This is a genomic window from Paenibacillus sp. J22R3, from assembly GCF_056269305.1.
Genome location: NZ_JBWDNS010000001.1, coordinates 1,030,281 through 1,055,218, shown reverse-complemented (window position 1 = coordinate 1,055,218; position 24,938 = coordinate 1,030,281). Strand labels below are relative to the sequence as shown.

The 24,938-nt window shown below is 51.7% G+C and carries 19 protein-coding genes; 16 read left to right on the top strand and 3 right to left on the bottom strand.

The window, feature by feature from the left end; genetic code table 11:
* The first annotated feature begins 81 nt into the window (after positions 1-81).
* The 16 genes from AC0YN4_RS04680 (at position 82) to AC0YN4_RS04605 (ending at position 20,460) form a co-directional block, all read left to right on the top strand.
* The gene (locus AC0YN4_RS04680) at positions 82-981 is read left to right on the top strand and encodes a sugar phosphate isomerase family (RefSeq protein ID WP_475835291.1); all 900 of its coding nucleotides are present in this window, start codon (positions 82-84) and stop codon (positions 979-981) included.
* Positions 978-2,105 (top strand): carbohydrate kinase family protein, encoded by a 1,128-nt coding sequence (locus AC0YN4_RS04675; RefSeq protein WP_475835290.1) that lies wholly within the window; start codon positions 978-980, stop codon positions 2,103-2,105. Before AC0YN4_RS04680 ends, AC0YN4_RS04675 begins: the two co-directional genes overlap by 4 nt.
* Positions 2,106-2,123: 18 nt before the next feature.
* On the top strand, positions 2,124-2,435 hold the full coding sequence (locus tag AC0YN4_RS04670) for a hypothetical protein (RefSeq protein ID WP_475835289.1): 312 nt from the start codon (positions 2,124-2,126) through the stop codon (positions 2,433-2,435).
* A gap of 2 nt (positions 2,436-2,437) precedes the next feature.
* The gene (locus tag AC0YN4_RS04665; RefSeq protein WP_475835288.1) at positions 2,438-3,277 is read left to right on the top strand and encodes a hypothetical protein; all 840 of its coding nucleotides are present in this window, start codon (positions 2,438-2,440) and stop codon (positions 3,275-3,277) included.
* Positions 3,278-3,324: 47 nt separating this feature from the next.
* The gene (locus tag AC0YN4_RS04660; protein ID WP_475835287.1) at positions 3,325-7,089 is read left to right on the top strand and encodes a beta-galactosidase trimerization domain-containing protein; all 3,765 of its coding nucleotides are present in this window, start codon (positions 3,325-3,327) and stop codon (positions 7,087-7,089) included.
* Positions 7,090-7,120: 31 nt separating this feature from the next.
* The gene (locus tag AC0YN4_RS04655) at positions 7,121-9,136 is read left to right on the top strand and encodes a family 20 glycosylhydrolase (protein ID WP_475835286.1); all 2,016 of its coding nucleotides are present in this window, start codon (positions 7,121-7,123) and stop codon (positions 9,134-9,136) included.
* Between the two features lie 208 nt (positions 9,137-9,344).
* A complete protein-coding gene (locus AC0YN4_RS04650) occupies positions 9,345-10,787 on the top strand; it encodes a hypothetical protein (RefSeq protein WP_475835285.1) in 1,443 nt (480 codons plus the stop codon).
* 189 nt (positions 10,788-10,976) lie between these two features.
* Positions 10,977-12,224, top strand: a complete 1,248-nt coding sequence (locus AC0YN4_RS04645; RefSeq protein ID WP_475835284.1) for a hypothetical protein — start codon at positions 10,977-10,979, stop codon at positions 12,222-12,224.
* Between the two features lie 21 nt (positions 12,225-12,245).
* Positions 12,246-13,094, top strand: coding sequence for a hypothetical protein (locus AC0YN4_RS04640; protein ID WP_475835283.1), 849 nt, complete (start codon positions 12,246-12,248; stop codon positions 13,092-13,094).
* An 85-nt stretch (positions 13,095-13,179) separates the two neighbouring features.
* Positions 13,180-14,334, top strand: coding sequence for a Gfo/Idh/MocA family protein (locus AC0YN4_RS04635; protein WP_475779828.1), 1,155 nt, complete (start codon positions 13,180-13,182; stop codon positions 14,332-14,334).
* Between the two features lie 24 nt (positions 14,335-14,358).
* Entirely contained in the window at positions 14,359-15,522 is a 1,164-nt protein-coding gene (locus AC0YN4_RS04630; protein ID WP_475780105.1) for a dihydrodipicolinate synthase family protein, read from the top strand.
* 15 nt (positions 15,523-15,537) lie between these two features.
* Positions 15,538-16,359, top strand: coding sequence for a sugar phosphate isomerase/epimerase family protein (locus tag AC0YN4_RS04625; RefSeq protein WP_475835282.1), 822 nt, complete (start codon positions 15,538-15,540; stop codon positions 16,357-16,359).
* Positions 16,360-16,377: 18 nt separating this feature from the next.
* On the top strand, positions 16,378-17,175 hold the full coding sequence (locus tag AC0YN4_RS04620) for a creatininase family protein (RefSeq protein ID WP_475835281.1): 798 nt from the start codon (positions 16,378-16,380) through the stop codon (positions 17,173-17,175).
* Between the two features lie 63 nt (positions 17,176-17,238).
* Positions 17,239-18,441: an N-acetylglucosamine-6-phosphate deacetylase gene (nagA, locus tag AC0YN4_RS04615; RefSeq protein ID WP_475835280.1), complete on the top strand. Its 1,203-nt coding sequence runs from the start codon at positions 17,239-17,241 to the stop codon at positions 18,439-18,441.
* Positions 18,434-19,453: an ROK family protein gene (locus tag AC0YN4_RS04610; RefSeq protein WP_475835279.1), complete on the top strand. Its 1,020-nt coding sequence runs from the start codon at positions 18,434-18,436 to the stop codon at positions 19,451-19,453. The genes nagA and AC0YN4_RS04610 overlap by 8 nt, the downstream gene beginning before the upstream one ends.
* Positions 19,454-19,458: 5 nt before the next feature.
* Entirely contained in the window at positions 19,459-20,460 is a 1,002-nt protein-coding gene (locus tag AC0YN4_RS04605) for a zinc-dependent alcohol dehydrogenase (protein WP_475835278.1), read from the top strand.
* Positions 20,461-20,970: 510 nt separating this feature from the next.
* Here AC0YN4_RS04605 and AC0YN4_RS04600 read toward each other — a convergent pair.
* The 3 genes from AC0YN4_RS04600 to AC0YN4_RS04590 all read right to left on the bottom strand — a co-directional run bounded on the left by AC0YN4_RS04600 (position 20,971) and on the right by AC0YN4_RS04590 (position 24,728).
* Positions 20,971-21,927, bottom strand: coding sequence for a 1-phosphofructokinase family hexose kinase (locus AC0YN4_RS04600; protein ID WP_475835277.1), 957 nt, complete (start codon positions 21,925-21,927; stop codon positions 20,971-20,973).
* Positions 21,924-22,871, bottom strand: coding sequence for a carbohydrate kinase family protein (locus tag AC0YN4_RS04595; RefSeq protein ID WP_475779836.1), 948 nt, complete (start codon positions 22,869-22,871; stop codon positions 21,924-21,926). The genes AC0YN4_RS04600 and AC0YN4_RS04595 overlap by 4 nt, the downstream gene beginning before the upstream one ends.
* Before the next feature lie 90 nt (positions 22,872-22,961).
* Positions 22,962-24,728 carry a DUF4091 domain-containing protein gene (locus AC0YN4_RS04590; protein WP_475835276.1) on the bottom strand — a complete coding sequence of 589 codons (1,767 nt, stop codon included), beginning with the start codon at positions 24,726-24,728 and terminating at the stop codon, positions 22,962-22,964.
* Positions 24,729-24,938: the final 210 nt, after the last annotated feature.

The following is a 24,938-nucleotide window of genomic DNA, read 5'->3' as shown; positions in this document are numbered from 1 at the left end:
TACAAGCAGCCCTATGCAGGAACCCTTGTCGGTGTAGGACGAGGGTTCCTGCCTGTTACTAACTGAGGGAGGAACATACAAATGTGTCCGATATCGAACCAAGAGCTATATGAATGGTGCAAAGTGCCGGTTAACGAGCTGATGGATCACAAGGCGCGTCGGATTCCTTTTCGATTGGTCAGGGATTCAGTTGAAATGGGAACGATCATGGCCAGAGAATTTGCCGATGATATTCGTCTGGCAAATGAAGAGAGGCGTTCATTCCGAGCGATCGTGCCTTGCGGACCGAAGGCTTGGTATGAACCGTTCGTCAAGATCGTTAATGAAGAGAGCATCTCGCTTGCGAATATGACGGTGTTTCATATGGATGAGTGCTTGGATTGGGAGGGGAAGCAGCTCTCCCGCAATGACCCCTATAACTTCAGAAGCTTCATGGAGACCTATTTCTATGACGGGGTTCGGCCGGAGCTTGCCGTTCCTCAAACGCAGCGATATTTCCCGGTTCCATCGGCGATTGAGACAATCAAGTCGCGTATTGCTGAAGCTCCGATTGATCTGACGCTTGGCGGTTGGGGTCAGGATGGCCATCTGGCTTACAACCAAGCAAGAAGGCATCCATACAGCTCAATTACGGTGGAACAGCTCCGTAATTCAGAGATCCGGGTACAGGATAATAACCTCGATACGATTATAGCTCTCGCACAGCGCACCTTCGGTGGCGCGTATCAATTCGTGCCGCCGATGTCAATTACCCTTGGCATGAAAGAGTGCCTGTCAGCTAAGAAAATAAGGATTTACAGTGATACCGGTGCTTGGAAGCAGACCGCTCTCCGCGTAGCCCTATTCTCAGGGGAAACGGTCGAGTATCCGATGACCTTGCTTCAATCTCATCCGGATGCGCTTATTACAGCAACACTTGAAACGGCTGCACATCCCATTGCCGAACATCCGGAATGGGAGTTTAACGGGGTGCGTGTATGAGTACACTTCGGCCCGTCTCGGGTACCCAATATCGATATCGCCGCCTTATCGGAACCGGTGGAATCGGCTCAGGCATTTTGTTTCAGCTTGAAGGAAATCAAACCCTAGGCAGAAATGAGAGCCGCCTCGGCGTGCTGACGAATAATCAAGATTTCTGCAAGCTCCATATTATTTGCCATTATCCGGCCGTCTTACTGAGCGAGCAGAAGATAGACGAAGACCGTTTCGAGCTATATCCAATCGGCAAAGTGGGAACCGACTTAGAGGGGAAAGCACTACTAGAGCAGTTGGTTGCTACCGGGATGTCCACCGATTACGTGAACAGCCTCTCAGATGCCAAAACACTATTCAGTGTTTGCTTTCAGTATCCGGATTTGGCCGGCGGCAATATAACGACTTCGAATAGTGCCAGTGAGCGCGTAACGCCGCAAGATATCAACTGCGCATTAGAGCAGCTTCCACCAATCGGACAGGCAGAAATTGTGCTTGCCGCTCCTGAAGTGCCACTTGCCGCTCGCATCGCGCTCCTCGAAGGAGGCCGAGCACGGGGGAGTTTCAATGTCGCAGCCTTGCTGTCTTCCGAAACGGCCGAGTTCGAACAGCTTGGCGGATTCGCACGCACTGATCTGCTTTCCGTTAATCGCGATGAAGCTCTCCGCATCGCCGAATTAACTGAACCCGAAGAGCAGGTGGAGTGCGGAGGCTATCAACTGGCAGCGATATGCGCGTGTCAACTCAGCAGCCACAATGCTGAGATAAAGATGATCATGACGGACGGTGCAGCCGGCTGTTACAGCTTTGAGAACGGCCGCATCACGCATACCCCTCCGCTTAAGGTTGAGGCCGTTAGTACAGCAGGTGCTGGCGATGCTTTGCTTGGCGGTGTCATTAGTGGCTTGAGCTGCGGCTTACCATTCACCAAGGCGTACAACGATACCTATTTCGCTGAAACACCGCTCGAAAGTGCGGTTGAGCTTGGCACTTTGATCGCGGCGCTGGCCGTTACTTCGCCACATTCCATTTATCTTGAGCTGAATGTGAAGCTGCTCTCCGCTTTTGCCATCAAGAATGAGCTTCCGATGACTTCCGCTTTCCGGCACATGCTTGGTGCAGATCAAATATAAGAGGGAGAGTGCAGCACGATGAAGGTGAAGGTACGACTAGTGCAGCGGTTTCACGCGGTCAGCAGAGAACAATTTCTGGCGCTTGAGAGCCAGTTTGCCAAACTCGAACGTGAGAATCCGGCGTTTCCTAAGGGTAAACGCTATTTGCCTTATAGCGGCAGAGAAGCTGGAAACACATTGATCTGGGAGTGTGAATTCGACACCCTGGAAGCGGCTAACCAAGCGCTCGCTTTCCTCGAGCAGGATACGAGTCATGAAGAGCTGGCCCAGCAGCAGCTGCCTTATTTTCAAGATGCCTATACCGAAATCTATCGATTGTTGGAGGACTAACCATGACGAAGATGAAGATTCTCCCGATTGAGGAAGTCATTCCTGAGCCGACTATCATTGTCATCTCTCCGCATTACGATGATTTCCTATTCTTTCTGGGCGGTTATGTGCTGGAGCTGAAGGAGCGAGGTCTCCTCCATACGAAAAATTTCCGCATCATAAATGTATTCTCGCGCAGCAATTACTTGGCACATACCGGAAGCGGCAATTTCGATGCAAGTCTGGATCGCATCAAGCTGGCAACCGGTAAGCGGCTATTGGAAGATCTGAATTGTATCGATGAGCTGCTCAGCCCATACAGTTACGGCTACGAGCTGCTTGCTGAATATGAATGCTTCACTAGAGGCAAAGCGCTGGCAAGCAGCGAAATGGAGTTTCCGCATGGGATGTTCGTGGATTTCGATGAGCGAGATCAAGAGATTTACAACCGGATGCTTGAGCGAATAGCTCAGTTGGCGATGCTTCCGGATACGGCTCTGGTATTCCCGATTGCATTCAAGGAGCATATCGACCACTTCATCGTGCGTGAGGCTGCGGTGCGAACGGCAAGTGAGCTTGGCAGCGAGGCGCAGGCAGCCTTTTATTTTCAAGAGGATAAGCCTTATGGCGGGATCGCAACGGAGGAGGAAGAGGCGCGAATCCAAGCTTTTATCAGCAAGCATAGTTTGGAGCGGCGCGGTTATCGCCACCATCCAGAAGTCGTTGTGGAGCTTGCCTTCAAACATTACATCAGCCAAGTCGATGAGGTATACCGGCTTGGTGTTCTTAATAGGGCAGATACCTTAAGCAGGATGTACGAAATTCCATTTCCATGTGATCAGCTATTTCGCTATGGACGGTGAGGTAGACATCAATCAACGCGATTGTAGATGAAGGAGGCGGCTTGAAGGTGGAGAAAACGTATGACATCACCTACGAAACGAGCTTTGGCGGTGAATATTCAGAACGATTGCAGTCGTATGCAGGCGAGAAGTTGAAGCTGTTCTTCGTGCCAAGCGTGAAACATGGCCGCGAGATCGTCGAATTTATTCGCCGAACCGGCGTGGCGTATGAGACGGTAACGATCGACAGAGCTTGGGATTTGAACAAATGGGGAATCGGCGATTATTACGATATTCGGGCATCGGTCGATGATCAGCATATTATGTTCGACAACTTAGAGAAGGTGTTGACCTCAGAGGAGCACTTTGATGCGCTGGTTATTCCGGCAGTTAATGGCTGGTCGCATTTCACAGCTGTATCCAGAGAAGCGATTGTTCGCCGCGTAGAGGCTGGCGCGGGACTCGTGTTAATGCGTCCTTTCCATGGAGAGGACAAGCTGAGGTCCACAGAGCTAGAAGCGCTGTCGCCGCTCGTGAACCTATTCGAAGAAGGGTTTGCTGTCGACAATAATGCCGGAGAAGGTTATCCGAAGGTAAGATTTGACTTGTTGAAATCAGGCCGATGGACAGCTGCAAAGTCGCACTTTATAACTAGCGGAATTCCACTTGAGCTGTTGCCTTGCGAGGAGCTGGCTTATTATCCTTATCAAGCGGCCGGGGAGGTGTTAATTGAAGCTGCGGATGGATCGCCAATTGCTGCGGTTAAGAGCTATGGCAAAGGCAGAGTGGTCGCGTTCGGCTACTACCCGCGCGATATCCTGCCTCAGCATAAAGCGTTCACCGGTAAGGAATCCACCTACGACGCGGTCATTGACAGATGGGCTGGCGCGAAGAGCAGCTGTACGTTTGCCTATCTGGAATCGTTCTATGAGCTTGTCTACCGAAGCGTGCTATGGGCTGCTCAGCGCGAGACCGATTGTTTAATAGAGCCTCCGGTACGCAAGGAACAGGAATGGAACGTTCGGACTTCCGGTTCCTTGGCTCCGGATCGTATCCAATATACGATCAAGAATGCGTATGATGACATTGTCGCAGAGGGGAATTGCGATGGCAGTGTGCTTCCATTGCCGAGGCAGCTCGCGAATGGTGGCGAATTTCGTGTTGAATTGAACGCTTATGCTGCGGAGGCGTTAGTAGACTTTGCGACATTCGGCCTCTCTCAACCACTTCAGACCTTTATCACTGAAACTGCGCTTAGCAATCAGTCACTTCAAGTGGGAGAAAAACTGCAAGTGATGCTCAAGCTGGAAGGGATAGCTGCCGGTGAGTTGAGTGTTCAAATCGTAGATGATTATGGCAATATCCTGCAGCAATCGGTGACGGCATTTAAGAGCGGCAGTGATCAGTTGACTCAGGAATTCCGCGCAGCGGCAATGAAATCGATGCATGTTACGGTGCAAGCAGATGTGAGAATCGGTAATCATCTGGTGCAGCGCTGGACGTCGGAGCAAATCGTAGTGAAGCCGTATCAAAGACAGATCGAGGACTTCGAAGTGTTCACAGCTCCGCAGAATCGGGGCCATGGCGACTTTCTCGATCTAATCGGCGAACGTTATCATGAGATCGGCATTACCGGTTTGTTCCCGGGCAGCTCCAAAACACTCACAATGTCAGGGGCAGAAGGCCTTGGCGTGTACTGGTATCATCGAGGACCGTATGTGGAGAGGAAGGAACAATATTACCGGACGAAAGATAAACAATATCTCGTTCGCATTCCTTGTCTGAATGATCCGGCGTTCTGGCAAGGGCTGCAGCATAAAATCACCAGCAAGGTCGCGCAGTTCAAGCACTTCGGTCCCATTGCTTATTTCGCCAATGACGAAGGCTCACTCACCTGTTACACCGATGAGCTCGACCTCTGCTTCTGTTCTCACTGCATAGGAGAGATGAGAGAGTGGCTTAAGCAAGAATATGCAGGCGACATCGAAGCGCTCAACCTATCTTGGGGAACCGCATACAGCACGTGGAATGAGGCGTATCCGCTTACACGCGAGGAAGCGAGAAGACAAGCCAGCTATGCACCGTGGGCCGATCATCGCCGTTTCATGGAGAATACGTTTATTGAAGCCTACCGGCGAATCGCTTCCATCGTGAAGAGTGAAGACGAAGGCGGCGTCATTCGAATGTCCGGCTGCCAAGCGTCTACGGCCTATTCCGGTTATGATTATTACCGCTTGCATCAGCATGTTGGTTATTTTGAAGCCTATGGCGTCGGTAACCAATACGAGTTCCACCGTTCCTTCGCCAAGCCCGGAACCATTATTGGCGGCTGGTTCGGGTATGGGGTCGATGGCGCGACTGCGAAGCATGGCGTATGGCATGGCGTCTATCACGGGCTTACGTTATGCAATATTTTCTGGGAGTTCAGCATGCTGAACCCGGACTATTCACTCAGTAATAGTGCAAAGGACCTCAGCGTGCCGTTCAAAGAAATTCGTGAAGAGGGAATCGGCAAGCTGCTGCTTCATGTGGCTGAGCGGGATCATTGCGGCATCGCCATTCATTATTCAATGGCCTCCGTACGCGGGACAACGATAGCGGCGGACAGGGCTCGTTTCGAAAGCAACCGTCAAGGCTGGATCGACATGCTGGAAGATAGCGGTTATCAATATTCGTTTGTGGCTGCGCAGCAGATCGAAGCCGGTGAACTGCTAAGTAAGGACTACAAGCTTCTCGTGCTGCCTTATTCCATCGCGCTTAGCGCAGCGGAGGCGGCCGAAATCACTCGTTTCGTTCAGCAAGGCGGCGTCATCATCGGGGATATCCAAACGGGATTGATGGATAAGCATTGTACTCCACTGGCACAAGGACAGCTTGACGATCTGTTTGGGATCGAGAGGCTTTCGACTGAGGCGGAGCCGTTCTATAACAATGATGGCTTCGTGCCGAATGCCGATTTCTCTTACTTCACACCGGATGATTCGTTTCAGGATGTACGGATTGCGGAATTCGGTATCCGTTCAAGAGATGGACAGCCGGCTTTCCGCGACGACTTCATGCGGAAGATCGCAGCCGTGAACATTCGCCAATACGGCGAGGGGAAAGCCGTATATCTGAATCTCGCGTTGGCGGAGTATACGAAGCTTCGTCGTCAAACGAATGGAGGCTCGGCACTTCGTGAGCTGATCGGACACGTGATGGGGCTTTCGGCAGCCATCAAGCCAGCCGAGCTTACGCAGGTCGATGGCAAGGCCGTTCATGCCGGCTGCGAGAGCTTCTATTACACGAATGGGAACGCGGCGTATGTGGCCGTGCTCCGCAAACTAAGCGACGTGCAATCGCTGGGTCATGATGGTTTGGCGGTTGGAGGCGGGAAGAAGGAGGAGGCAGAGGCCTCGCTGCTTCGATTCCAGTTTGCCAGCTATGCACATGTCTACGACATCCGAGAGCGTCGTTATTTAGGCTATACAGATCACGCGGAATTCTCGCTTGCCGAAGGCGATACGAAGCTATTCTCCTTGCTGCCTTGTCAAGTTACCGACCTAGGCGTGACAGCCAATCGCGAATGGAAACGCGGAGCAACGGAACAAATCAGCTTCGCACTTGAAACGAATCCACTTGCAGAACCAGACTTTGAGAGTGTGATCAGCATTCATATTAGCGCGCCGGACGGATCGAGAGATTGGCTGTATTCCGATAATATTCGTTTGGCGCGGACCAATTACGTTCATGAGGTCGCAGTTCCTTACAACGCGCGCACAGGAATTTGGACCGTGACGGCGAAAGATACAGCGACTGGTATTTCCACCCAATTTGAAGTGACAATCGTATAGGGCATTCAACTCGGAATCCGGAGGTTGAGAGATGAACGATTATTTGACGGCGCATGCAGCTTGGGTGACGACAGGGAACTGGATCACGAAGGATACAGCCATCGAGTGCGAAACGCCATTCATGAAGGATATGCTGAGCAGCGTTGCAAGTAAGCAGACGAAAGATACGTGCTATAAACGGATCTCATTCCGGTATGGCGTGACGGCAGCTGTCCGTGCGATCATCCGCGAACAACTGAAATGCGAGTATGCAGAGCATGAAGAAGGTTACGTGATACATCTCGCAGCCGATGAAATTACGGTTTACGCGGAGCAAGAACGCGGTTTGATGTATGGAGCGGTAACCTTGTCCAAGTATGTGGATCGGAGCCATGGTTACGTCAATGAAGGCATCGTCTACAACATTCCGACCTGTCCGATTAGAGGGCTGAAGGTATATCTCCCAACGGAGGATGGCATCGCATATTTCAAGAAATTCGTCGACATGCTGGTTCACTTCAAATACAATACCGTTGTCATTGAAGTCGGCGGGGCAATGGAATATAAGAAGCATCCTGAGATTAACGAAGGCTGGGTTCGTTATTGCGAGGAAATGTACGAATACAGCGGCAAAACGATCGTGATCCAGGAGAAGACCTTCTCCTGGTACAAAAATTCAATCCATGCCGAGAACGGCGGAGGCCGCTTCTTATCGCAGAAACAAGTTCGTGAGCTCGTCGATTATTGCAAAGAACGTTGCTTAGACGTCATACCGGAAGTGCCATGTCTCAGCCATTGCGATTATTTGCTCATCAATCATCCCGAAATTCGCGAACGTCATAACGATCCTTATCCGGATACGTATTGTCCATCTGACGAACGCTCTTATGAGCTGCTGTTTGATGTGCTAAGCGAGGTGCTGGAGGTGTTTGAACCGAAGACGGTTCATATCGGACATGATGAGCTGTACTCCATCGGATTATGCGACAAATGCTCAACCAAACCGGCTGAGCAGCTATATGCCGACGACATTAAGCGCATCTATACCTACTTGCAAGAACGCGGCGCACAAACGATGATTTGGAGCGAGAAGCTGCTGAACGCCATTACGTCTGATGGCAAAACCTACGGCGGCTCCGAGCGAAGAATGGTCGATTATGAAACAGGCGTCTATATGGGGGAAACGATCCCTGCCACGTACAAAGCGATTGATCTGGTTCCGGGCGATATCATCATGATGCATTGGTATTGGGGCATTGAGCGGCATTTCGACCAACCGTTTATAGAGCGAGGGATGCCGGTTGTATTTGGTAACTTCGATGGGCCATCCTTTGCAGACTGGAGTACTCGGCTTAGCGATGGACCGCTCGGGGGTATTATTTCCAACTGGAGTGCCTTGAAGGAAGAGAATCTGCAGCGTAACGGCGTGCTGTTCTCGATGGCTTATGCAGCTTATCTGTTCTGGCGTGATTCGTACGACGATACGGTGCACGAGGAAACAGCGAGTTCTGCTTTTGAAGAGCTGTACCGCTACAGGTATCGTGAGGCGCTTCGAGAAGCGGGAACAAGTGCCGGAACTTCGTATGTGGAGGTTATTCATACGACCGATCATATTCGTGAGTACCATCAATTCATTGACGGCATCTATCTAGACAATAAGGAATATCGAATAGGCGAGTACGTGCTTGAGTACGAGGATGGAGCGCGGATTAGCGTACCGATTACGTATGGCTTCAATATCTCCAATAAGGATCGGTTCTGGGATCGAAAGCTGTCCAAAGGCAGCATTCACACAGCGGCTCAGTATAGCGTGGATGCGATTCTTTATGAAGCAGCTTTCACCTCTTTACCGGTGCAGATCGGCGAAGAAACCTATTATAAATGGCTGATCACCAATCCATTCACGGACAAAACGATTACTGCGGTTAGGTTGTTGGTCGATAATCCGGTATCCGGAAACATCTGGGTTCGAGCCATCAATCAAGTTCCCGATCTTGCTGATGCGTCGAAGGCACAGGTTCCGGAACCCATTCGTATCCTCGGAGAGGCGAATTTGGCATCCAATTAGTCACATTGTTGGAAAGCATGAAAACGATGAGAGACATAAAAAACCGACGATAGGCATTTCGTCGGTTTTTTTCTATAGTATGGACATTCTGAAATACGCGGAGGTGAAGAACAGCCGAATTGCATCCTGTAATACGCCCCAAAGGGCAGGCGGGTACATCCAAGGCGCAGTCATGACCCGGTGAACAAACCAAACAAGGAGGAAGAGGATGAGAAGAAAATCGTTGGTTGTGCTTTTTGCATTGTCGCTCGTCATGGGGGTATTCAGCTTCACGCCCCAGATCAAGAAAGCTTATGCTGCTACGATCTACGAGGTTGGCCCTGGCAAAACATATACCAATATCGGGGATGTTCCGTGGGAATCCCTGGTCGCAGGCGACACAGTCAAAATTTACTGGAGATCAACGCCTTACAAAGAGAAGATCGTCATCTCCAGAATGGGTTCGTCAACAGCTCCAATTACAGTAACCGGTATACCGAACGCCAGCGGCGTACGGCCGGTTATCGACGGAAACGGTGCAACGACACGCTCGGCGCTTGATTTCTGGAACGATAACCGTTCGGTCATCAAGATCGGCGGCGCCAGATTCGCAGGCAGTGCTTCCGATCCATCAACAGGCAACCTGCCGAAATACATCACGATCGAGAATTTAGAAATTCGCGGTGCTAAATTAGGCTACAACTACACCAATAATGCCGGCACATCTGTAGCTTATGTCAAAGCAGCTTCGCCGATCTTCGTCGAGTACGGCGAGAACCTAACCTTCCGCAACAATATTATCACTGATGGCGGTAACGGATTGTTCGTTGCGAGCTCAGACGCCGGCGTTTCGCGGAATATCCTTGTCGAGAAGAACTATATCTACGGCAATGGCAACAGCGGCAGCGTCTACGAGCATAACATCTACACGGCTGCGATTGGCATCACGTTCCAGTACAACCGTTTAGGCGATCTATGCAGCGGCTGCACGGGAAACAATCTGAAGGACCGTTCAGCAGGTACGGTCGTTCGTTACAACTGGATCGAGGGCGGCAATCGTCAGATTGACTTGGTGGAGGGCGATGATGCGACTGCCATAACAAGCGATGCCAGTTACAATAAGACATTCGTCTATGGCAATGTACTTATTAAGCCCAATGATACTCGTAACCCGCAATTCATCCATTATGGCGGAGATAACGGCACAACGTCACTATACCGCAAAGGAACGCTGTATCTGTACAACAACACCATTATTTCGAATCGGACTACCAATTCTACCATGCTGCGGTTATCTACGAGCAGTGAAACAGCGGATGTGCGCAACAACGTGTACTATAAGAGCGTTTCGACGTCCTCGCTTCGCATCATCGACCAGACAGGAACGGCAAATCTGTACAACAACTGGATTAACACCGGCTATACGAATATCGCTGCAGGATCGGGCGGAACGGTGACTCATTCCGGCACGATAACGGGGACGTCACCGGGCTTCACGAATTTCTCGACGCTCAACTTGCGTCCTACTACGGGGTCTGCCCTTATTAATGCCGGCACCTCATTGCATGCAAACGCAAGTGCTTACCCGGTCGGCAACGAGTATGTGCAGCATCAATTATCCGTGGCTCGCGCAGTGAACGGAACACTGGATATCGGGGCTTTCGAGTATTAGAAATCCGCATCATGATCAGGGGAGGAGAACCGGTTGGTTCTTCTCTTTTTTTATGATTCAGGTCAGATTTTAAACTAGTCGAAGAAGGATGAAGGTTCGCAAAAGGCTACTGTAGTTTGCGAGGTCAATCTACGGTACGTTCAATGGGAAAGGTGACAATCAAATTTCGATTTCAGGAGGTTCGCAGTAATGGTTAATCAATTACCCAGAAGGGCTTTACTGATTACGATTATGGCTTCCATGTTGGTTTCGCTGCTCATGATCGGCAGCGTTCGTTCAGCGGACGGAGCGGCAGCGCCATTCAAGCTGAAGGCGTTATTTAACGTCGATGCAGAAAGCGGTGTCTATGACGCCGAAAAAAGCTTCGCATTCGAGGTGGATCAGAAGGACGGATTTCAAACGTTCAAGCTACCTGTCTCTGTATTCAAAACGCTGGTTGCAGACGGCAAGCTGGGCAGTATTGCTTTTGTACCCGCAGAGGCTTCGCTCAATGACGATGGTGAAGCGGTAGGTGGATGGCCGGCAGACAAGGATGCCGTTTACGTGGACAAGATTAACCTCGGCAGCACGTCCATCTACTCCAATCAAGCGGATAAGCCGTTTTACTTTCAGAACTTTGCCAGCGAAGAAGATCTGTACAATACCTATTCCATTAACGGGATTGAATCGAAGGATTGCGGGGTCAACGACTCCAAATGCGTGGCATTCTCAGTGGCCGGAAACGCCGGCACCTCTTGGATGATCTACAAGGAGCCGATCGATCTGGCAGGCTTAGCAGACTCGGATAAGCTGACGTTTCAATTCGATCTAAGCCGTGTGAAATACGACAACTGGGAGCCGGATTCCTCGAAGAAGCAGCCCGGCGTGAATGAAGCGCCGCCGGCTACAATCGAAATCGGTCCGGGCAAAACCTACGAGAACATCAATGATTTTGCATGGGAAACGCTCAAAGCAGGCGATGTTGTTTATGTGTATTACCGCGAAACGCCTTACAAAGAGAAAATAGGTATTTTCGCAGAAGGGACGAAGGAGCAGCCGATCATTATTCATGGCGTTCCCGGTCCAAACGGTGAACTTCCGAAGATTGACGGTAACGGCGCTGTGTTCAGAGCACAGAATCCGGTTCCGAATGCGAATCGCTCGTTGGTACGTATCGGCAAAGACAGCAGGCCGGCGAAGTATGTGACGTTCGAGAATTTTGAAGTCTTTAACGCGCACGCCACTAAGAAGTATGTGAACGCAAGCGGAGCCCTGGCCAGCTATGGATTCAATGCGTCCGGTATCTGGATCGACAACGGCGATCACGTCACGCTTCGCAACAATAAGATTCATGACAACGGAAACGGCATATTCGGGACATCCTCGATGTATGTATGGGAAGGAGCGGTAATCGACTATACCTCGAATAATCTGCTCATCCAAGGAAACTCCATCTAAGGCAACGGAAACGTCGGCAGAATGTTTGAGCATAACAGCTATATCGCGGCAATCGGCACGGTATACGAGAATAATCATTACGGCGATTTGCTGCCGGGTTCACAAGGGTATGGCTTGAAGGACCGCGGAGCCGGAACGGTTGTGCGGTACAACTGGATCGAAGGCGGCAGAAGGCAAATTGCGCTTGATGATGCCGAGGATTCACCGCGCATCGTATTCGATCCTACCTACAATAACTCGTTCGTTTATGCCAACGTGCTGATCGAGCGTGATCACTTATTCGATACGTGGGGCGACGATGAGATCATTAACTTCGGCGGCGATAACGTAACGGTTCCGGATCGTCATGGAACGTTGAACTTCTTCAATAACACGGTAGTGACGTACAGACAGCAGCGTGTTTATGGACAAGATGGCGTGCCTGGATTGAAGGATCCGGGTCGAACCGAACGGACGGTTCTGTTCTATGCACCGGGCAAACATGTGGATGCGCGCAACAATGTTTTCCATCAAGCCGGCGCTAATCCGGCACCGATTGTTATTACGGATGATGATGGTTCAATCGAGCTGCGCAACAACTGGTTTACGGCAGGCTACTTTTACGATTTCAATGAGCCGTCTCGTGTGCCAGCTAAGAACATAGGCACGTTGACGGGAACGAATCCGGGATGGATCGATGGTTCGCTTAGCGGGCAGAACTACAAGCTCAGCGCAGGCTCTGCCCTCATTAATGCCGGAGCGGGATTGCCTGGGCAATATGATGATTTGATCGAGAAGCAATATGTGCTGCATCAGAATAGCGAGAAGCGACCGGAGAAAGGCATACTCGATATCGGCGCTTTCGAGTATGCGAAGAACGGCGGAAATTAACACGTTTATGGATTGGAGCGGGGCGTCGATTGCCGGTGCCCCATCTCACCTTTAACCAACATCTACTTAACGGAGGTACTACCTAATGACTACCCATACCATCGGCATTATTATGAATGGCGTTACAGGACGAATGGGCACGAACCAGCACTTGATCCGATCCATTCTTGCCATTCGGAACCAAGGCGGTATCCAGCTTGCGAACGGGGATACGATTATGCCTGATCCCATACTGGTCGGGCGGCAAGCGCATAAGCTGCAGGCGTTAGCGCAGAAACACGGTGTTGCGAAGTGGAGCACGGACTTGGAAGCTTGCTTGGCTGATTCGAGTTATTCGATCTATTTCGATGCGCAGACCACGAATCGACGTGCTGAGAGCATTAAGCAGGCGATTACGGCAGGCAAACATATCTATTGCGAGAAACCGACGGCGGACAGCCTTGAACAATCGCTTGCGTTAGCGCGCTTAGCGAGAGAAGCCGGTGTCAAGAACGGCGTTGTGCAGGATAAATTGTTTCTGCCAGGCTTATTGAAGCTGAAGCGGCTCGTAGATTCGGGATATTTTGGCCAGATCCTGTCCGTACGGATGGAATTCGGTTATTGGGTATTTGAGGGAGATTGGCAGGCCGGGCAACGTCCATCGTGGAATTATCGCAAGGAGGATGGCGGCGGTATAATCGTCGATATGTTCGCGCATTGGCGTTATGTGCTAGACAATTTATTCGGGGAAGTGAAAGCGGTTTCGTGTCTTGGAGCGACTCACATCCCGCAGCGGGTGGATGAGCAAGGTGAGCGTTATGCCTGCACCGCCGATGATGCAGCGTATGCGACATTCCTTCTCGAGAATGGCATCGTCGTACAGGCGAATTCCTCTTGGGCGGTGCGGGTAGATCGTGATGACTTGCTTACGATACAGGTGGACGGAACGGAAGGCAGTGCCGTAGCCGGACTTAGGGACTGTAAGGTACAGCATCGCGTGAATACGCCGAAACCGGTGTGGAATCCGGACATCCCCAATCCGTTCCAGTTCACGCAGCAGTGGCAGGAGGTACCGGACAATCTAGTGTTCGAGAACGGCTTCAAGGTGCAGTGGGAGCTATTCCTGAAGCATGTCGTTGACGACGAGATGCCATTCCGATGGGATCTGTTCGAAGGCGCGAAGGGTACGCAGATGGCGGAGCTTGGACTGCAATCTTGGGCGGAGCGCCGCTGGGTTGACGTTCCGGCTTTGCAGCTGTAGGAGGTGCGATCTACGATGACAATGATGGGAAAAACGATCAGATTGCCTCGTGCCGGCGGCGAGTTATATGATTACAAGCTTGCAGGATCAGCGCCGATTGCCTCACCTTCCGTCCCTTTGCTGGGGCGGATTGCCTTCTCCGCCGTGCATGTCGTCTGTGATCCTTTTGCCGAAGCGGAGCCGCTGCTTGGTGCAGCCATTGATTGGCAGACCACGATGGCGTATCGCCATCACCTGTGGTCGCTCGGCCTTGGCGTAGCGGAAGCGATGGACACGGCCCAGCGGGGAATGGGGCTTGATTGGCTTCGCGCCAAAGAGCTGATCGGAATTTCCTTGAAGGAAGCAAGTTCGGTGCAGGGGAAAATCGCATGCGGTGCCGGAACAGACCAGCTGATGCCCGGACCGCAAGTTACGATTGATCAGGTCATACGCGCCTATGAAGAACAATGCGAATATATCGAGAGTCGAGGCGGGCAAGTCATTCTGATGGCAAGCCGGGCACTGGCTGCCGCTGCGAAGTCGCCGGAAGATTACGAGCGGGTGTACGGCACGATATTGCGCCAAGTTTCTCGCCCGGTTATTCTACACTGGCTCGGCGACATGTTCGATCCCGCGCTGGCCGGTTATTGGGGAGAGCGCGATGTTGACGCAGCGATGGACGTCTGTCTTCGCATCATCGATGCGCATCAAGATAAGGTGGATGGCATTAAGATATCGCTGCTCAATGCGGATAAAGAAGTGCGGATGCGGCGTAAGCTGCCAAGCGGTGTTCGTATGTACACGGGCGATGATTTCAATTATCCCGAGTTGATTCTTGGCGATGAGCAAGGGTATAGCCACGCATTGCTCGGCATATTCGATGCGATTGCGCCGGTAGCCGCAGCTGCGATTCATGCGCTGGATCAAGGGGATATTGCGCAGTATCATGCGTTGTTCGATCCGACTGTTCCGTTATCCCGGCATATATTCCAGCGTCCGACTTATGCGTATAAGACAGGCATTGTGTTTATGGCGTATCTGAACGGACATCAATCTCATTTCCGAATGCTGGGCGGTGCGGAAGGTGCCAGGTCTATCATTCATCTTTCGGAGCTGTTCGCGTTAGCTGATCAAGCAGGACTGCTTGCGAAGCCGGAGCTGGCAGTTCATCGCATGAAGCAAGTACTTGCACTGGCAGGCATAACGTAGAGGGGAGTGACTGGCTTGGAACAACTGACAACCTTCAAGCGACTGAGCTTGAATCAAATTACGACAGATCGATTGTCGCTGCCAGAGGCCGTGGAGGCATGCGTACGTGCTGACATTCCATCGATTGCGCTGTGGCGGCATAAATTAGCGCAGACCGGATTAACCGAAGCCAAGCGGCTGATTCGCGATGCCGGACTTCATGTTTCGAGTTTATGCCGAGGCGGCATGTTTCCGGCCGCTACTTCAGAAGAACGCCGGCAACGGATGGAGGATAATCGGCGTGCGGTCGAAGAAGCGGCTGAGCTCGGAACGGATGTCCTTGTCCTTGTCTGCGGCCCAGCCCCGTATAAAGATATTGCCGCGGCTAGGCTCATGGTGGAGGAAGGGATCGCCGAGTTGGTTCCCTATGCGGAATCACATGGGGTTAAGCTTGGCATTGAGCCGCTTCATCCGATGTATGCGGCTGAGCGTTCGGTGATCAATCTGTTGTCGCAGGCGAACGATATCGCCGAGAGGTACAGACCGGATCAAGTCGGCGTTGTCGTCGATGTCTTTCATGTGTGGTGGGATCCGGCTTTATATGAACAGATTGCTAGAGCCGCCGGTAGAATTGTCGGCTACCATGTGTCCGATTGGATTGTGCCGACTCCCGACCTTCTAATGGGGCGGGGCATGATGGGGGATGGGGTTATCGATCTGCGGCGCATAAGGGCAGCCGTTGAAGCGGCAGGTTATATCGGTCCAATCGAGGTGGAGATTTTCAACAGGGCGATCTGGGATTTAGATGGCGATGAGTCGCTTGCCTTAATCAAGAATCGTTACTTGGAGCATGTGTAATGATCGGAGGTGATGTTCATGAGAACCTATTATGACGCGGATCAAGTACATAGTGAAATTCCTTATGAACCGATCCCTGATGAAGTCAGGGCGATCTACTTGCGTCCGGGGGAGCTGCTGTCTATTCAGAAGCAGTTCCCTGTTGCCTATCAGCCGCTCGGCACGTTGGAATGGCATGGGCGACATAATCCGCTTGGCGTCGATTCGCTCAAAGCCGAGCATTTATGCTTGGAAGCGGCGAAGCAGGCAGGCGGCGTCGTGATGCCTACGATTCATTTTGCAGCGGATGCTTATTGGGATGCTGGGTTTGGAATCGGCTATGGTATGGACGCGACTGCAGGCTACCAGCTGCCGGGTTCGTTCTATGCGATCGATACAGCACTATTCTCCGCGTTGTTACTTAACGCATGTCGAAACTACTTGAATCGGGGCTTTAAGCTCGTCGTGCTCGTATCCGGTCACAACCCCTCCATTCAGCAAAATGTACTCGATGAAGTATGCTACCATTGCAAATCTCCCGAAGGTGTGGAGCCGGTCTGTTTTACGATGGATTATTTGCTCATGGATGCGGATGATCCGCGCCGTGCCAGTGATCATGCGGCAGGCATTGAAACGAGTATGATGCTGCACTTGAACAAGGACAGAGTCAACATGACGGCGAATCTGGGGCATGCTCGGGAGCATCTTGGTATCGGCGGTTCGATGCTGTATTCGGATGCTACAGCGGAAGAAGGCGAGCTTCGGTTCAATCGACAGGTCGCTGGTTTGGTCAAGTTTGCAACAGAACGGCATAACCGTCTGCTTGGCGCAATCTAAGGAAGTCGCACATGATGGAATCATGGAGATGAAGCTGGGCATTAACACGCCCGGCTGTCCGGATTGGACCTGGGGGCGAAAGGGGATGAAGCGATGGCAGCGCAAGCCGTATGTTTTGTTGGCGCCTCTGTTTATACACCTAATGGCATCGTGGAGCAAGGCAAAGTAATCGTAGATGAACATGGCCTACTATCCGCTATTGGCGGATTTGAAATGAATGCGGAATCTGATGTGTTGATGCAAGACGTGAGTGGCTTGCTGCTTATTCCCGGCTTTGTAGATGTACATATCCATGGCGGAAACGGCTGCAGTGTGATGAGCGGGGAATATGAGCAGTTGGACGGAATCAGTCGATTCCATGCGGCGAACGGGACGACCTCGTTCCTGGCGACGACAACCACCGCTCCGCTTGAACGAATTGAATTTGCATTACGGAATATCGCGGCTGCTATTCGCGAAGGTGTCTCGGGGGCTGAGCTGATCGGTATCCATCTGGAAGGGCCCTATATTGATGAGAAGAGGCGAGGGGCACAAAGTAAAGCGGATATCCGTGAGCCTAATGGGTTGGAGATTGAACGGTTACTCGATGCAGCTGAACATCAGATTAAGTTGGTTACCCTAGCGCCTGAGGTGAATGGAGGACTAGAAGCGGTGAGGCAGCTGGCGAGTCTTGGCATTACCGTCTCGGCAGGACATTCGAATGCAACCTACGAGCAGGTAGGTGAGGCAGTTTGCAGCGGGCTTCGCCATACGACGCATCACTTTAATGGGATGAGTCCGTTACATCATCGCGAGCCTGGTTTAGCCGGGGCAGGACTGATGATGGATGAACTGACGACGGAGCTGATTTGCGATGGCATTCATGTTCATCCTGCTGTAGTTAAACTCTTGTTCGATACGAAAGGCCCGGATCATGTGTGTATGATTACGGATGCCGTCTCCTGCGCGGGACTCGCTGATGGAGATTACGGCGACGTTACGATGCGTGGGGGTCAGATCTTGTTGAAGGACGGCTCTAGTTTGGCTGGGAGCTCGCTAACAATGATACATGCCCTGCGCAATGCAATTCGGTTCACTGGTTATCCGCTAGAGAAGCTGTTGCCCTCGATGACAGCCGTGCCCGCACGTCAAGCAGGCGTTGCTGCTTCTAAAGGATCGCTTGAGCCGGGAAAAGATGCGGATTTCCTCTTGCTGGATCAGAATCTGGATATCGTAGCTACCTATGTTCGTGGAAAATCGGTCTATCGGAGGGAGACGGATGACTGATGCGGCGGATGCGGGAGCGGTAGCTTTGAAACAAGCGTATGTGGGTGTAGATATCGGCGGCACCAACACCGTTATTGGTATTTTCGATCATTCACGGCAATTGCTGAAGAAGAAGTCGATCCCAACCCTGCTGCCACATTTGCCGAAATCGACGGATCTCCCTGCAACTTTCTTCGATTTGCTTCGGGATGAAATCTTCCTGCTGGCGAAAGAAGCCGATTGTTCGGATGGCTTGGCGATATGCGGCATGGGAGTTCCGGGCATCGTTGACCCTGTTCGTGGCAGGGCAGAGGCGGCATCTAATCTGGGCTGGTTTGGCGTGCCATTCGCAGAACAGATGAGCAGTCGTTTGGGGGTTCCTGTGTGTATCGACAATGATGTGAGAATCTATGCGCTTGGCGAAGTCATCGCAGGTGCCGGGTATGGCTATCGAAACGTGCTTTGCTTGACAGTAGGTACCGGCATCGCGGCGGCTATATTTGCTGATGGACGTATCGTTATGGGTGGGGATCATTTTGCCGGGGAAATCGGACATGATCCGGTGGATGGGGCAGTTGGCGTCTGTATTTGCGGGCGGCAGGGCTGTGTGGAGAGCATCGTCTCCGCGAAAGGAATTTCTCGTATGGCGCGAGAGGCGGTTGAACGTGATGACGTACGTACCTCGTTGCGTTCACTAAACCGAGAACCTACTGCATTTGATGTCTACACTGCCGCTACGGAAGGCGATGTTGTTGCGCAAGGAATCTTCCGATACGTTGGCGAGGTGCTTGGCTCCAAATTGCTGACAGCCGTATGTTTACTGAATCCGGACGCCGTCATCATTGGAGGCGGCGTTGCCGAAGCAGGTGAATTGCTGCTTGCACCGATCAGAGACAAAATTTATGAACGCTACGTCAATGCGAAGAAACCGGCTATTCTCAAGGCCAAATTAGGCGATTCCGCTGGATTAATCGGTGCCGTGTCGTTTGCACGGCAGCATTGCCGTGCAGAAAGGAAGGAATACGAAACATGACTCAATTGGGTATTACAAAGCTGGTGTTTCCCTGCCCTTATGCGCTTGAATATGAAGTAGGATACCTTGATCTTGCGGCAGTGGACGACAATCAGGTCGTGGTCAAAACCAAATATAGTTTAATTAGTCCCGGGACAGAGCTTGCGCTGTATACGGGCACTCATATCGATATCGATAATCCGCGGAATCGCTTCGCGAAATTCCCTTTTTATCCGGGATATGCTGCTGTGGGGGAAGTGGTTGTCGCCGGTGCCGGGAGTGGATTCGAGGTGGGCGATCGTGTTTTTACTGTGGGGCATCATGCGAGTTATGGTGTGTTTGGAGCCACGGATGAAGAGATCGTGAAGCTTTCGGACGGCGTGGACCCCAAGCTTGCCTTGTTTGCCAGAATTGCCGAAATCTCGATGACTTCGGTTCTGCAGTCACGAATTAGAGAAGGAGATTATGTCGTTGTGCTTGGCATGGGGCTGGTCGGTAATTTAGCGGCGCAGCTGTATGCGGGGCAGGGAGCTATTCCCATCGGGGTCGATGTAGTAGCGGAGCGACTTGAGTTAGCTCGAAGAACGAATGTGCAGCAGGCCGTGCAGTCGGGGGCGGATCTTCGGGAAGCGATTCATCAGATTACAGGCGGCAAAGATCCTGATATCGTCGTCGAGGCAACAGGGGTTCCCGCACTGGTCAACTCGGCGCTCGAACTGTGCAGGGTACACGGACAGGTTATATTGCTAGGATCTACGCGCGGATTGGTCACGATGAATGTGTACGACCATATTCATCGCAAAGGCGTCAGCTTAATCGGGGCACATGCCTCTGTGAAAGATATCGACGGGCTTCCGTCGTCAGGTACGCTTTATCGCGAAATGCTGCAGCTTATCGAAACCGGTGAGCTGGTCGTGGAGCCATTCATCACGCATAAGCTGCCGAGTTCACAAGCTAAGCAAGGGTATGAGCTTTTGTTGAATAGCAAGGATCAGGCGCTAGGAGTCCTGTTGGACTGGAACGAATGATGGTTAGTTACGGGAAACGTTCGCTTCCTTGATGGAAGCGGAGGTTTCTATTTTTTGAGACCGTTGATAAGCAGCTCTGGGAGCAGCAAATTGGCGGAAGCAACACATTCGCCGTAAATCCGCCGACAATTGCAAAGAAGCTATCCTAGATGGCTACATTTGCAGAAAAGTGGTGGATATCGCAAAAGAAGCTTATGTAGAGAGCTAAATTGGTGGAAAAGTAGGGGAAATCGCAAAAGAAGCTTGTCTAGGTGGGGGAAATCGCATAAGAAGCGTATCCAGGGAGCTACATTGGTGGAAAAGTGGGGGAAATCGCAAAAGAAGTTAACCTAGGGGGCTACATTGGTGGAAAGGTAAGGGAAATCGGAAAAGAAGCATATCTAGGGAGCTACATTCGAGGAAAGAGTAGTCCTGGGAACAACACATTGGCGGAAAAGTAGCAGAAATGAAGAGAGAGTTGCTCTGAGAGCAACTCTCCTTTATTAGTATTTAAGGATGTGCGACCACCATTCATAGGTTAGTAACCTTCACTCGTGGAAGCAGCTCCTCTACATCCGCCAAGCTTACTTGCCCGGTACCGGGAGTCACTGCATTGGCGGTGCCGACGGCGACTGCGAACTGCAAGGCCACCGCGATGTTCAAGCCGCGAGCGCATGCGACAGTCCAGCCGGCGACAAAGGAATCGCCGCATCCCACCGTATTAACGGGTTGGATGATCGGAGGGAGTGCCAGCCACAGCTGGCCGTCCGGTGTTGCGGCAAGGCAACCGTCAGCACCTAGTGAAACAATCAAGGTTTGAACGCCATACTCGCCGAGCTGCGCCGCCATTCGGCGAACGGCTTCATAATCTCGAGGATCGGAGCCGCACCACTGGCGAAATTCATCCTCGTTAGGCTTCACCGTATGAGGGCCGCTACGAGCGCCTGCCTCCAGCGGAGTACCGCTCGTATCCAGCACAACATTCGCTCCCGCCAGTTTTGCTTCCGTAATCAGCTCGGCATAGAAATGATCACCAAGTCCGCGCGGCAAACTGCCTGACAATGTCAGCCACCGTCCCGGCACACATAAGCTGCGCCATAAGGTTATAAAACGAACTTTCTCTTCGTGCGATATGCACGGTCCGGGTTCCAATAGCTCGGTCGAATGACGACCTCCTTCATCAATAATATTCAAACAGATGCGAGACTCTTGCTCAATGGAGACCATCTGCTGCTCAAGGCCAATTTCTTGCAGTTTGTTCATAATCCATGAGCCATTGCTGCCTCCGGCGAATCCGGTCGCCATGACCGGAGCGCCGATTGACTTCGCCACACGCGCAACATTCAGACCTTTGCCTCCGGCAGTTGCATCTACGTGCGATACCCGATTTACCTCCCCAAGATGCAAAGCAGGGAGAACAAGTCGTTTATCAATTGCAGTATTCAAGGATGCGCAAACGATCGGAAGTAAACGCCATGCTTCCGTCATATCGCCTGCAACCCTTCCGGCCATAGCTTCCATAAACCTTCACGGGAAACCGTCCCGGCTCCGCCAATCGCAAGCGTCGATAGGGCACCACAAGCATTTGCGAATGAGAGCGCCTCGGAATCGGATTTGCCTTCGAGCTTGGCTGTAATATATCCGGCATTAAACGAGTCGCCAGCTCCTGTCGTATCAACCGGATTCACTGCAAAGGAGGGAGCAAATTCAACAAGCCCGTCAGGGAACACGGCCATGGAGCCTTTACTGCCGCATTTCACCACGACAGCTCCGCGAGATTCCGGTAAGCAATCCGGTAATCCTACTAAGGTATCCGATTCAAAAATCCGCAACGCTTCCTCTTCACTAGGAATGAACCAATCGGTTAAAGCAAGCAGTGAGCGTACCCGCTCGCGATCCCATCCCTCTGACGGATCCCATCCGGAATCGAAAGAGGTCGTGAGGCCATTCGTCTTGGCCTGCTTGAACACCTCAAGCCAATGCGGCTTCATCTGCTCTTGCAGAAAATACGATCCGAAATGTACATGTGCAGCCTCGCGAAGTAGTCTATCCGGAATAATCGCCGGAGTAACAGCGCCAATTGCCCCCATATAGGTTAGCAGCGAACGATCGCTTCCATCTGATAGGGAAAGCGTAACTCCGGTGCGCACATTGCTGTCCATTACGACATGCGTAACGTCAACGCCAAGTCGCTCTAATTCCTTCACACAGAACCGGCCGAACTCGTCCGCGCCAACAATGGAAACAAATGAAACATCCATTCCCAGTCCAGCCAAGCCAGCCGCTGTTATAGCGGAAGAGGAGCCTAACGCAAGCCGAAAATCCCGTATTAGCTTCTCCCGATTCGGTTCAGGTTGGATATCGGAATCAGCGAAGATCAAATCCACATTTAACTCACCAATGACAATGACTTTCCTAGAATTAACGGACATGTACAAGACCTCGTTTCACAAAGGTTTGAACCCGTTTCATTTGATTTCTCTCAATTGAATTGCTCTCATCTCATCTCATCTGATTCCATCTCATATCGTCTCTATCATCGAAGCAACGATTAACTCCGCCGTTTTCCTCCGGTAGCTGTCCCAGTCACTCCCACATGCCGACCACGAAGCTTGCCCATCTGCAATTGTCTCATGCATCCCAGTCGGAACGGCTTCCTTGGCGATCGCATCCGCCGCCGCACGGCTGCCGCGCTGCGAGGCCAGCCACAAATATTCGTAATCCTGGATACCTCGGCGGAGATTCTTCATCCGAATGGAGCTAATCGGCCCATTGATCCCCCGATCCTGCTCGCGGAAGAACGGATCGCGTCCGGGATAGAATAATAGGCCGTCGCCATTACCGAAATGAACACCGTCTTCGCCGTAATAGGCGGATTCATTGTTCGACACATACATGAACGTAACCGGATATTGAAACACATTCTGATTCCAGCGACCGCGCGGACCTTGATGATTATGACGCCAGTGCGTGCCATGCCAGATGAAATACCCTTCAATGCCATATCGCCAGCGCAGCCAAGCATTCACGCGCATATCGACTGCCTCAGATTCCAGGATGATCGACCCATGATAGGGACGATAGCCATTGTAGAACCATAGTTTATCACCGGTTTCTGCACACTGTTCAACGGAAAGCGGATCCACTGTATGTGCGCACCAAATGTCGATGGAATCCTCAATTTCAGGCGTGAATTTGCGTGTCGTAAGTAGAGGAAGTTTGCTTCCTGAGCCTTCGGAGTCGCGTATAATCTTGGCGCGCTCTCGAATCCATTCGTATTTAGCCGGGAGCGGCTCATCAATTAAATAACAGAAATAAACGCCCGGCCATTTCATGCCTTCAAAATAATCCACCCAATTGTCCGCTTCGCGCTGAATCTCCGCCGGCTCACTTCCAAGCACTTTACCCCCGTACATCCCCACCGGAAATACGCCTTCACCAACATACTCGCCCGGGCCTTCATAACCGTTCTCTAAAGTAAAGAATGTCCCGTCCAAATAAGGCGCATACTGCTCCATCATCTCAACATCAAATCGATGATTATGGACATCCGAGCCGACCAAATCAAACCGATGACGATGCGCCATTCTACGAAGCCGATCCCGAATGTCCGGTGTATCCGGGAAATATTCGTCGATTTCGTTCGCATAAACGAAAGTGACCGAGTGATTCTCGTCCGGCAGCGCAAAATCATAGAGCTGCAGTTCGACCGGCAGCTTCGCGACCAGCTCATCGCCGCGCCGTACGGTCACCGCACCGAGGTAGATCCCCGGCTTCAACGACGCCTCGCGCGGAATATACACATCGATCCAGAAGCCTTGGTTGGAGCGGGGAGACATGTGCACGGGTTGACCGCCAAGCCGCGGCTTGGCATCAGCAGGGATAAGGGCATCCGGAATCCAGCCCGAGCGGTGAAGCGGCGGAGCGGATTCCGCATAGAACCATTGAGGCGCCGTTCCGAGATCGGGGGAGACGTATAAATAATGCTGCGTGAACACTTCGATACGACGGCCAACGTAATTGGAGGGATCTTCATCGAGTAAGGCGGCATTGTCGATTCTGCATTCCCCGAACTCCGCATGAACAAGCTCGGACATCTCGACATAGAGGCCGGTAACCTCTGTGCTTCCTGCTTCTACAATAACCTGGAACGCGACCGTCTCGTTCCTTGCCCCGAACAAACGAATCGTGCTGCCATCCCAAACGCTGTTTCCGTTTTTATTCGGATTGGCCAAATCTTCCTTCAATACCTTCTCGCCGTCATTGACGGCCCACACGGAAAGCACCATATCGGATCAACTCCTTCTATATAACCGCTATCCTAATTGTGCGCTTTTCAATGGCAATGGGAAACTGTAGGAATTTCGCATGGTTCACGAATTTACCGTATCTATACTAGTCGCTTTTTTAAGTTCTTCACGAATTTTAAGACTAGCACAAAATAAATGAACTAGTGAAAAAAGCAGCAATTTTCATAGGTATCCTGCGTCCGTTACATT